The organism is Saccharobesus litoralis (assembly GCF_003063625.1).
Taxonomy (GTDB): Bacteria; Pseudomonadota; Gammaproteobacteria; order Enterobacterales; family Alteromonadaceae; genus Saccharobesus; species Saccharobesus litoralis.
The window spans coordinates 2,729,151-2,740,567 of record NZ_CP026604.1; the positions used below are offsets into that span (position 1 = coordinate 2,729,151).

Genomic DNA, 11,417 nt, shown 5'->3' on the forward strand with positions numbered 1-11,417 from the left:
AATCGCAACACGACCATGTTGCAGGATTAAGCCAATCAAATAGACATTACTTTTGTGGGCGAGCATTTATGCTTGCAGAGCCTGCAAACCTACGCGGGTAAAAGAGCAAGGCAACCAAAAGTAGGGGTTGGTAAGCCAAATCTTGCCTACAATAAAAGACTGCTTTGAGCACAAAAGCGGACATAAACAGATTTGGAAAAATTACCCGTAGGTTGCCCTGAGCGCAGCGAATCGCAACACGAGCATGCTGCAGGTTAAAACCAATTTAATAGACATTACATTATTGGGTTCTCAACAAGAACGGTGCGGTTCGTTATACTCACAGCCGCCGTCTCAAAACAATTCGCAAAAACACAGAACAAACCAATGAGGCATTGGCTTTAGAAACCAATGCCTCATTCGTAAAGGGCTGTAAGTCTATTTTTCTATTTTAGGCTGAAAAACAGCCAAGTTTTAGACTTACTTATCGGCCTTTGGTGAACCCATCCAAGCTCGGCCTAAAGCACGCATCGCTTTGCCTATTTCGTTAATTGGCTCAACTAAATCTGTGCCATTACCACTAAGGTTTTTCTGAATATCACCTAAGGTTTGTGCCACGGCAGCGAGTTGATTAGCCATTTGCTGCTTAGGATCGGATTCATCACCTAAAGCTTGTTTACGGTTATAGCGGCTACAAATTAATTGCCAACGTTCCTGTTCGGTTTCGCTCATTTGTCCGCGTAACTGCGCTAGCTTTAATAGGTTTTCCTCCGCGCCCGAGGTTAGGGTTTGCGCCTCACCAACATAGTGATCACCAATTAAACGCATCAGTTCGTCATGGTTCATTACCGACGAGACTTTTTCCGCCATCTTGTTCATATTTCGGTATGAACCTTGAAGCTTAAATGGCGGCTCGGTGCGGTACTCTTCCGCGGTAGCGGCTGACTCAATATATTGCAGGTTAACTTTCAAGATCACTTCCTGAATGGCTAGCATATGTTTAAGGACAGAAACTATCTCGTTTACTTCGGCACCACTGTAATCATGGCTTAAGTCGGTGCTGGCGATTTCCGCACCTTGTGCCATATCGACAAACTTATATACGTCATCCATATCGCGTAGCGCTAATGGCGCTAGCACAGGATTCGAGGTTAAGCTGTTTTCGATATAACTCAGGGCGAACTGCTTTTCTTTACCGCCCAATACGTCACCTAAGTTGTAGATATCGGCACGGTTGGCAAGCATGTCCGGTACTTTAAATACGTCACCCGATTCTGTGTATGGGTTACCCGCCATACAAACACAGAACTTCTTGCCACGCATATCATAGGTTTTGCTTTGGCCTTGCCAAATACCTTCAATACGGCGCGTACCGTCACACAGCGAGATAAACTTCTGCAAAAACTCTGGGTGAGTATGCTGAATATCATCTAAATACAGCATGACATTGCTACCCATCTCTAAGCCTAGGTTAAGTTTTTCTAGCTCTTGGGCGGCAGTCGCATTTGGTGCTTGGTTTGGATCCAGTGAGGTGACATCATGACCTAACGACGGGCAGTTTATTTTCATAAACACCAAACCAAGGCGATTAGCCACATATTCCATTAAGGTAGTTTTACCGTAACCTGGCGGTGAAATAAGTAACAACAAGCCCATTAAATCGGTACGTTTGTTATCACCTACTGTACCCATCTGCTTGGCGAGGTTGTCGCCAATAATATGCAAATAGACATCGTTGATAAGCTTGTTACGCACGAACGAACTAAGCGGATTGGCTTTAAAGGCTTCTAACTGCAGTTCAGAACGATAGCGTTCGACCAACTCGTGTCTTAGCTCATGATAGCGATTAAAGTTAGCAACGTCTTGCAGACTAAATTCGGCTAAGCGTTGGCTAAATTCATCCAGAGTTAGTGCTAAGGTGCCGCTTTCAACTCGCTTATGATCACTTAATAAGCCTTGTACCTGAGCATCAAGTTGTACCTGAGTCACGGTTCGTGGCAGTGATTGGCAGATCAAGATAGCCGCCGCTTCGGTCAAATAATGTTGGCTCGCAGCCGAACCTTCAGTTTCGCTAGTTGCTTGTTTTGTGACAAAAGCGCTGAGCCAAGACAAACATAACTGCCATTGTTCTTTAAGACCACTAATGCTGTTTGCTGTCGTTTGAACTTTTTTCGACTTTAAACGGGTTTGTTCTATTAACTCGGCAAACTGAGTCATGGCAGTGACATAGTCTTTGTGATGACCGATCTGCTGCAAATATTCAACAAACTGATTAGCCAGTTGCTGACCGGCTTGGCTTTGCTCAAGGTTTAATTCAGGCTTAGCTAGCTCTAAACTAAGGTAATTAGCGGCATCTAAACACAGCTTTTTGTTTAAGCTGCTGTCATCGGCTAAACCGAAGGCCAAGCTAAAGGCTTGCAAGGCGCTGTTTAGCTCTGAAATTAACTGTTCAAAACCTTGGCGACTGCCAAGCGATTCTGCCAACAATGCGGCGCTTTGTGCGTGACGTTGCCAAATAGTTTGCTTGGCTTGTACTTGTGCATCGAATTGCAAAAATAGTGCGGCTAAGGCTCGACAATCGGCATTAAAGCGCAATAGGCCTGCTTGCTGGTGAATCGGTAATAACGCAGATAAGATCTTCACCGCATCATTGTCATGAATACCTTTTTCGTAACCTTCTTGGTAACGCGGCGCGATAAATTTACGTACCACATCGACCAATTTATCTTGCTCAGCAACCCAGCCGTACAAGTCTTTTAAGCAGTAACCATGTACTTGCTGTTCGGCATCTTGAATGATTTGATAAGCCAAATACTCGGCGCGACAGACTTTGTCGTTTTCCGATACCAGATTTTGCTGCCAGTACGGCTTTAGTTCTGTAATTTCTGGTTCGTTAACCGCTTCAAAATAGTCAGTACCCGTTAGATGCTTAACCATTTTGCCTTCACGCGGTAATAAGGTGAGATCCAAGACTTGTGAGTTTACACTAAACTTGTGCTTACCTAGCTTGATCACCGAACCGCCATCTTCAAAGATATCTTGCTTATCGCGCAGGCTACGAATGGCTTGTTCTTTGGCGGCTTTTACCTTGGCTTCAATATCGTCAGCTTTAACTTGATCATCTAAATCACGTAGTTGCTGAGTCAGTTCACCGAGTTTAAGCACCATAGGATCAGAGGCAAAATAGGTATTTAACTGATCGGTATCTTGGAAACTGCTAGCACGACGGTTAACCCCGCTGATAATCCGCTCGGCGGCACTTTGCAGGTTTTGAGCGCGACGCTGACGTTCTTCCAATAAGGTTTGTTTACGACTTTCAAACGCGTCGTGTAACTCTTCACGCTTGGTTAGAATATCGGATAAGAACTGATCGTACTCACTGAATTTAGATTCTAGTTCTTCTAATTGCACTAACAGGCGAGATAGCTGTTCGTCGGCCTTTTCTGGCGTATCCGCCATGGCTAACGCACTATTAATGCTTTGTCCGAACAAACGGAATTGTGCGGCAAACTCAGCAACAGCTTCGCCTGAACCCAAGTCTTTTTGACGATTACGGCCAAGCGCTTTAACTTGGTTAAGCTGGGCGTAGATCTCGGATATATCATCTAAGATCTGGGTGCGTACCGTGGCATCTTCGACTTTTAAGGTATTAAGGATCTCGGTTAATAGATCTAAGCCTGCGGATAATTCAGCTAGCTTGTCGTTAAGTGGTTTCAGTTCTACCACTAATTCGACGTGTTCTATTTTGTCTTTTAGTTCGCTGATCTGCGTATCGTATGGGGCTAGCGCTTTATCACCGGCTAAAAAGGTGACCGTAGCTTGGCTAACTTCGTCATAACGTTCGGCGACTTCATCATCAAGCTGCTGCAAACGTGTGGTATTGATATAGCGTTGTTCTTTTAAGCTAATCAAATGACCACGCTGTTGGCGCAATTCGTTTAGGCAGGCCACATATTCTTCGGGTAGTTTCCAATCTGGAATGCGAATACTGCTGATGATGGCTTGCTGTTTTTCTTCTGCTTCGCTTAAGGCTTTTTGCGCTTGGTTACGAATTTGCTCAACTTTAACAAACTCGTCGATCACTAGATCGGCATTGCCACTTATTTCGCGAACTGTATTGCCGATACCCGCCAGTTCTTCGTCATCTAACCAGTAAAACGCATCAAATAATGATTTACTGTTAGCGATTAAATCTTCATACAAGCGGCGACTTGGATTCGGATCTTGGATCATGCGATGTAAGCTGGTTAGCTCACTAATACCACGCACTAACTCTTTGTTGCCGATACGACTGTAAAAAGTATCTTTACTCGGCTGTTTAGCGGCAAACTCTTGGCTGAAGTAGGGGGTATTCCACACTTGCATTGGATGCACGCGAGTTGGCTCTTCTTCGGCACTAAAGATCAGCGCTTGGCCATCTTCATATAAACAGTAACCATGACCGTAAATTGGGTTTTGCAGCTCTTTACGGATCAGGTTATACGAGAATAAACCGACTAAACCTTCTTCTGGCTCGTAGAATACGAACAAGACATCTTCGCCATTTGGTGAGCGGATCGCTCGTTTAAATGCCAGCCCTTCAATTTGATCAGGGAAAGATTTGGTTTCACCATTTTGCAGGTAGTAACCACCCGGGAAAATAATACCGTGATCTTCAGGTAACGAAATACACGCGGAGCCAATTGCATCAATACGATTGACTTGATTGTTGCGGGTATTAAACACCAAATAGCGGATCTGCTTTTCCCGATAGGGTTGGATCTTTAATAAGATCAAGCTACCGACTTCGGCGTAATGGATCTGGGCGTCGGCTAAGCTTTGGGTTTTATCTTCGACAGGTTCACGATAAATGCCTTGGCCATCTTCGGTATTGTCTTCAACCTTGATGGTCAGGTCGCCACCCACAGTTTCAACAAATACTTTATCCAGAATACTGATATGTGGATGCTTACCGGATACATGGTCTTCACGCGATACGGCTTGCCATTCAAAGTCATGCGACGCCGACTTTTTGATTGCCCGCTCACCACGGTTATCGATATAAGTGGCAGTACCATCTTTATTGATTTGCCACTGGAAGACGCGAATATCGGTAACTTGGCGGCCAATTTGGAAAATGGCAAATAGTTGCTCGCCTTGCACCTTTAATTGGATCAAGCGCGAGCTTTTGTAGTAGATATAAAGCTCTTGGAATTCTTGCTGGAATTTTGCATCGGCTAAAAAGGTACCGTCGATAGGTACATCTTGAATATCCACTTTCTGTTGTTGTGAAGAGCTATCGTCGGCATTACTAAGCTTGTATAAGCTAAATACATCGCTGACTTGGGTTTCTTTTTTAAGACCAATAAAGACGTTGTAACCAAATAATAATAAGTCGCCAACTCGAACAATATCGCGTGCTACACAGTTGTTTTCGGTACGCACTCGAATACGGCTAGCCACTTCCAGTGGAGCTTGACCAAACTCGTCGATACGCGCTTGGTTTAAAGCATCAACTTGGTTTTTCAGCTGTTGCGCTTGTTCGTTAAGACGTGCGCAGATCACTTCATAAGCGCCACCTTGGGTGACAGCTGAATCTAAAACGCTTTCTTCAAGGTTTTCGATTGAATTAGGTTCTGACATAAATACAGACTCTTGCTAAATTCATTATGTTTGTGGGCGAGCATTGTCGAGATAAATCTCGACCTACAAGGTTATTTGTAGGTGCGTTCGACAAGGGGAGGTACCTACTAAATCAGCTAATTAGCTTAATGGCTTGGCTGTTTATTGTAGGTTCGACGCTGGCGTCGTATTTGAAACGATGACGAAGCAGCAGCTTCGACCTACAAAGGATTTAGCAAACTATTTAATTTAAATAAGCACCCAAAGGGTTATTTATAACCCTTGTCGAGGCGCCAAAAGTAGGCGCCTTAAGCAAGCCTCGACCTACAACTTTACTTTTTACCCGCTACCGCTGATGAAATAAGGTTCATTAGCTCTGGGTTTTTATCTGCGTTTTGCAGGAATTTAGCAATTAATGCTGTGGTGGCGGTGTCTTTGATTTCACCAGAGGCACTACCAAAACCCGCGACTAGTTCTTTGGCGTCTTCCACAAAGCTGGCATCGCCGTTGAAATGGTCTTTAAAGGCTGTGGTTAAGGTATGGCTTTTATTAATGGTTCCGTCAATTGATTTACCCACAGATAACGATTTAACAAAGCTGTCGAAATAAGCGGTATCGCCACCTACAATATCGATATTGGCTTGCTTAAGTGCTTCGGCCAGTACAACAGCTTGTTCTTTAGCAATGCCGACATTGGCTTCGATAGACTGCAATACTTGCTCATGCTGCTTGTCTAGCTTCATGCGGAATTCTTCGTGTTCACGCTGCTGCTCAGACATAGTTGCCATGGCTTCAAATTTCTTAGTCATACCTTCCGCCTCGGCAGCGGCTTTCTCAGCAAGTACCTTAGCGTTTGCTAACCCTGTTTTCTCAACTGCATCGGCTTGAGCTTCGGTTACGCGAACCTCTGCCATACCTTCTTTTTCAGAGGCAATGGCTTTGGCTTCCATGACTTTGGCTTGCGCTAAACCTTCTGCCGCTTTAAGGGCTTCTAAACCTTCGGCTTCGCGTTTTTGGGCTAAGGCGTTTTTCTCTGCCACTTCTAGCTTAGCTTGAGCAAGCATGGTTTTCTCTTTAGCGGTGAATTCAGCTGATTTCTCGGCCGCTTGTGCTGCTTTGATTTCGCGTACTAAGTCTTGCTCGGCTTTGGCTTCTGCTTCAATGATTTGCGCTTGTTTTTGACGATCGGCTTCTGATACTACACGAAGTTCTTTAATTTCTTCTTCACGTTGTGCCACAGTCTTATCAACTTCTACGCGGCTACGCACCACTTCGGCAATCTCGCGTTTCTCGTGTTCGATCAATTTTTCGTTGGCAATTTTTTGTAGCGAGGTTTCTTTTTCGCGCTCAATTCTTTCAAGTTCGCGCGCTTTAATCACACGCTCTTCTTCAATTGCCACAGCGCGTTGTTTGTTGTTTTCAGCCACTTCAACTTCACGCTGTTTGTTTTGCTCTTGCACTTCAAGCTCTTGTTCAGCTTGTACACGAGCTTGTTCCGCTTTTAGTTTTTCTTCGTGCTTAACCCGTTCGGTTTCTGCTTGTTCACGTGCTTGAACGGTTTCAACTTCACGTTTTTGCTTAGCTTCAGCATCGGCTTGTTGACGTTCAAGTTCTAAAATAGCTTCGCGGGTTTCAACGTCTTTGCGCTTGATCTTCATTTCTTCTTCGCGCTGGAATATATTAGTTTGAATGTTTTGCTCTGCGGTTAATTCGGTGATCTTACGAATACCTTGTGAATCCAAGATATTGTCTGGATCTAGCTTGTTGATTGGAGTTTGTTCAAGGTAGTCGATGGCGGCATCTTCTAAAACATAACCGTTTAAGTCAGTACCAATGTTATCGATAATCATGTCGCGGAAGTTATCGCGTTTGGCATAAAGGTCGATAAAGTCGAGTGATTTACCTACGGTTTTTAACGCTTCTGAGAATTTAGCGTTAAACAAATCTTCAAGCGTTGCTTGGTTAGACGCGCGTTCACAACCTATGGCTTGAGCAACTTTTAATACATCGTCGCGGTTTTTGTTAACGCGTACGAAGAATGCCACTTTAATATCGGCGCGAATATTATCTTTACAGATCAAACCATCGGTACCGTTACGGTCGATTTCGATAGTTTTTAATGAGATATCCATGATTTCCATTTTATGGAAAACCGGCACAACCACTGAACCAGTGAAGGTTACTTTAGGTTCAGAGCGCATGGTATTAACGATCATAGCTTTACCTTGTTCAACCTTACGGTAGAGGCTTGCTAAGAAAAAGATAATACCTAATCCAAATACAAATACACCGACTGCCAGTGCAACCCAGAATTCCCAACCGTTGCTTAATTCCATATAAAACTCCTTCGCTTACATTAATTTTTGGTTGTTTTGTTAGTCATTGAAGCTAGAGCTTCAATCCGGTGGCTTTAAGAGGAATAAGCTGACGAGTTTGACTGTTGATAATCCGCTTATTTTAATAAAGTCACTAGATACCAGCTTTCGCTGGTATGACCATATTTTTTAATCCTTTGCGTATTAGTTGTTCAATTTTTTTCTAATACGCTTTGACTATACTTTTACTGATTTAATAATTGTTGTTCGGTCACAACAAGGTAGGTGTCCTTGTTGTTGTCATAACTAATTAACGCCACGCGCTCGCCTTTGCTTATAGTGTTTGGCTCATCGGCTCTAACACTTAACACCATGGAGCCATCTTCGGTTATGGCTTGGCCAAAGCTTTCTGTCACTTTTAACGTTGTTACGGTACAAATGGTGCCTGTAATATCACATTTGCTAACCGCTTCATGGGTATGAAAGAAGCGGCGCAGTGGTTTAACACTGAGCGTGGTTAATGGTAAAGCAATTACAACTGCAGCCATGGCTAATAAGCTGCCCATAGCTGTTGCGGTTAGCATTTCATCTGCTAACGGCATTAGATACTTACGCCCCAAGTAAGCAAAAATTAAGGCGTAAAAATCGATTAGGGTTATGACTACCATCAAAGGTACGCCATCTAACCCCAACTTTTGTAACCATGAGGTTTGGCCTGACTCAGCATCAGTATCGACTTCGATATCTGGATCAATAATTTCGATATCGACTAAACCTAAAAATGATACCAACCAAAAAAGTAGCAATATGACGAATAGGGTAGAGAAAATATTGAGAGGGAAGCTAAATACTTCGTTTAAAAACATGTCCGTCATCATAGATAAGTGCACTCCTTTATGGGTTAGTGAATGTACCTTATTTTTAACGCCTTGTTAACAGAGTTTCTGTTAAATGGAATTAATCTTTACCAGTGGCTAGCATAAGCACTCGTGGCAGACTAAATTATATGTAGGATGCGCTAAAGCAACCTTCTTTAATATTTAACCTACTCAAATAAGGTTATTTTTATTGACATAATATGTCAATGGTTTTTGGCCGTTATGTCGATATAACATATTCTGGCTGACAAATTTTATACCTAAAATGTGACAATTCGGTCTGTAAAAAATGTGTGAATACAATTAATGTTGTTTGCATGTAAAAAAAATGTATTTTCCCTATTTGGGGTTAATACGATACTCAAGCCGATGCGCACTAGGGCCTTTTTGCAAGGAAGTAAGCAAAACAGTCTGGACCAAGCCCCACTACTTTACACACTAGTCGAAACTAATTTTGATTGAGAGAAATATGAAAAAACTACTCCTATTATTGGCAAGTTTGAGTTTAGTTGCCTGTATGAGCACAGGATCTGCACCTGAAGCACCAGCTAAAAAAATAAAAGCACTTATTGTTGATGGCCAGAATAACCATGGTCATTGGCCCAAAACGACCTTTATGATGAAGCAGTACTTAGAAGAGACTGGTTTATTTGAAGTTGATATTTATCGAACGGTTAATACTTGGAAAGGTGGCAAGCTGGTTAAGCAGTTTCCACTGAACGATGGCAAAAATTATCAAGATTTAAAGCAGCCGAAATCAGATCCTACCTTCGTACCTAATTTTGCTGAATACAAGGTTGTCGTATCAAACTTTGGTTGGAAAGCGGCCAACTGGCCTAAAGCCACCGAAAAAGCTTTTGAAGCGTATATGAGCAATGGTGGTGGTTTAGTGTCTGTGCATGCGGCAGATAACTCATTCCCTAAATGGAAAGCCTATAACAAGATGATCGGCCTTGGCGGCTGGGGTGGTCGTAATCATAAAGATGGCCCTTATGTATATTATGATGATAACGGTAAGCTAGTGCGTGATATGAGCCAAGGCGGTGGCGGTGGCCACGGTAAACAACATAAATTTGTTGTGCAAACCCGTGATGCCAGTCACCCTATTATGCAAGGTATTCCGGAAAAATGGTTACATGCCAAAGATGAGTTGTATTGTAAATTGCGTGGTCCAGCTGAAAACATGACGGTATTGGCAACCGCGTACGATAATCAAAAATCTAAGCGCCATGAGCCAGTATTAATGGCGATTGATTATGGCAAAGGTCGTATCTTCCACTCGACTTTAGGTCATGCTGATTATTCTTTTGAAGGTGTTGGTTTTATTACTACTTTCCTACGTGGTACTGAGTGGGCAGCAACGGGTAAAGTGACTATTCCTGTACCGACTGATTTCCCAACTGAAACTCAAAGTGTTTCACGTAAATTTGCATTGAATCAAGCCAAGTAAACTCTTATAGGAATGTCGATGGCTGTTGCTGATAGTTTTCGACATTCCCCCCACCTTGTAGGGTTGAATTTATTCGACCAACGCATGCTTTATGACTAATTCTTAGTTGTCACCGCCAAATTAGGTGGGGAAGATGGATGAAAATGCATACTGTCAGATGGGATATTTGGCGGGTTCGCAAGCATAAATGCTCGCCTACGATATTTGGCAGGTTCGCAAGCATACAAGATTTTGTTCCCGACAAATCTTAAGTACCTGCTATCCATGCAGGCAAAGTCTCACCTACGACATTTGATTCGCCAAACATCTACCTAGCAAAGCAAAATATTCACTAAAATACCTTCCCACTTCGACTCTATGTTCGTCTAACGGGTACAGCCCAACCTTAGCTTCATCAGACTGTTTTGTGCCTTTAACCAGAAACTCGTTACTTAATCGACTGTCTTGAATATAAGCCTCAAACGCTCTGGCACACATCTCTTCTGGTAAGGCGTAGTAAACCTGATTAAGTTGTTTATCTACTTGTGCGGCGACTTGAAAATAACGACTCGATTTATGCTTTTTACTCGCATCTAAGAAAATATGCGAGAAAGCTTTTTGCAAAGCTTGGTTTAAAGGGTGATCGATCTTTTCTTCACCTAATAACCAAGCATGCGATGCAAATTTGGATTTAGGCAACTGCAAGAACTTACTACAGATATAGTGATCAAAAGCATGGAACCATTCATGTGCTAAAGCGCCGCCACCGGCATTTTTAGCCAAGGCTAATTCTTTGGTGCCGACATTATAGTGCGCCATATTGTGGCGTTGGCCACCAGTACCAAAAGCTAAAGACAGGGTACTGCGTAGGGAAATCACTTGCCTAGGCACTTGCAGAATTAGCGCGAGATCCGCCAAGGCATCAAAAATAAGATTGGCGGCGATTTGTTGTTCTTGTTTGGTTACCCATTTGCCTAATCGAATACAGCGAAAACCAAACTCTTGGCGAATATCGGTAAAGCTAACATCTTGGTCTTGCCTATGATTAGGGCCTGTACGGTAATAACCGCGTTTAAGCCGGTTGGTTTTAGCAGGTTGTTGCAAAGTAATCTGATTTTAGTTTGACGGGCTAACGATGGGGATAGGATAGCAGAAGTATGATGATAATGATGTAGGCCAACTTTTAATTGCGGTAGTGTAGAGTGCTTTTCACCC

General features: G+C 43.0%; 5 protein-coding genes. 1 reads left to right on the top strand and 4 read right to left on the bottom strand.

Translation table 11 applies throughout. The annotated features are described in order from the left end of the window. Positions 1–459: 459 nt before the first annotated feature. The 3 genes from C2869_RS09625 to C2869_RS09635 all read right to left on the bottom strand — a co-directional run bounded on the left by C2869_RS09625 (position 460) and on the right by C2869_RS09635 (position 8,773). A complete protein-coding gene (locus tag C2869_RS09625) occupies positions 460–5,601 on the bottom strand; it encodes a DNA repair ATPase (RefSeq protein WP_108602731.1) in 5,142 nt (1,713 codons plus the stop codon). A gap of 311 nt (positions 5,602–5,912) precedes the next feature. After that, positions 5,913–7,916, bottom strand: coding sequence for a flotillin family protein (locus C2869_RS09630; RefSeq protein ID WP_108602732.1), 2,004 nt, complete (start codon positions 7,914–7,916; stop codon positions 5,913–5,915). Between the two features lie 224 nt (positions 7,917–8,140). Next, positions 8,141–8,773 carry an OB-fold-containig protein gene (locus tag C2869_RS09635; protein WP_228710809.1) on the bottom strand — a complete coding sequence of 211 codons (633 nt, stop codon included), beginning with the start codon at positions 8,771–8,773 and terminating at the stop codon, positions 8,141–8,143. 469 nt (positions 8,774–9,242) lie between these two features. Here C2869_RS09635 and C2869_RS09640 point away from each other — a divergent pair, with 469 nt between their 5' ends. Next, positions 9,243–10,223, top strand: coding sequence for a ThuA domain-containing protein (locus tag C2869_RS09640; RefSeq protein WP_108602733.1), 981 nt, complete (start codon positions 9,243–9,245; stop codon positions 10,221–10,223). A gap of 282 nt (positions 10,224–10,505) precedes the next feature. Here C2869_RS09640 and C2869_RS09645 read toward each other — a convergent pair whose 3' ends face one another. After that, the gene (locus tag C2869_RS09645) at positions 10,506–11,306 is read right to left on the bottom strand and encodes a CLCA_X family protein (RefSeq protein ID WP_108602734.1); all 801 of its coding nucleotides are present in this window, start codon (positions 11,304–11,306) and stop codon (positions 10,506–10,508) included. Between the last annotated feature and the right edge of the window lie 111 nt (positions 11,307–11,417).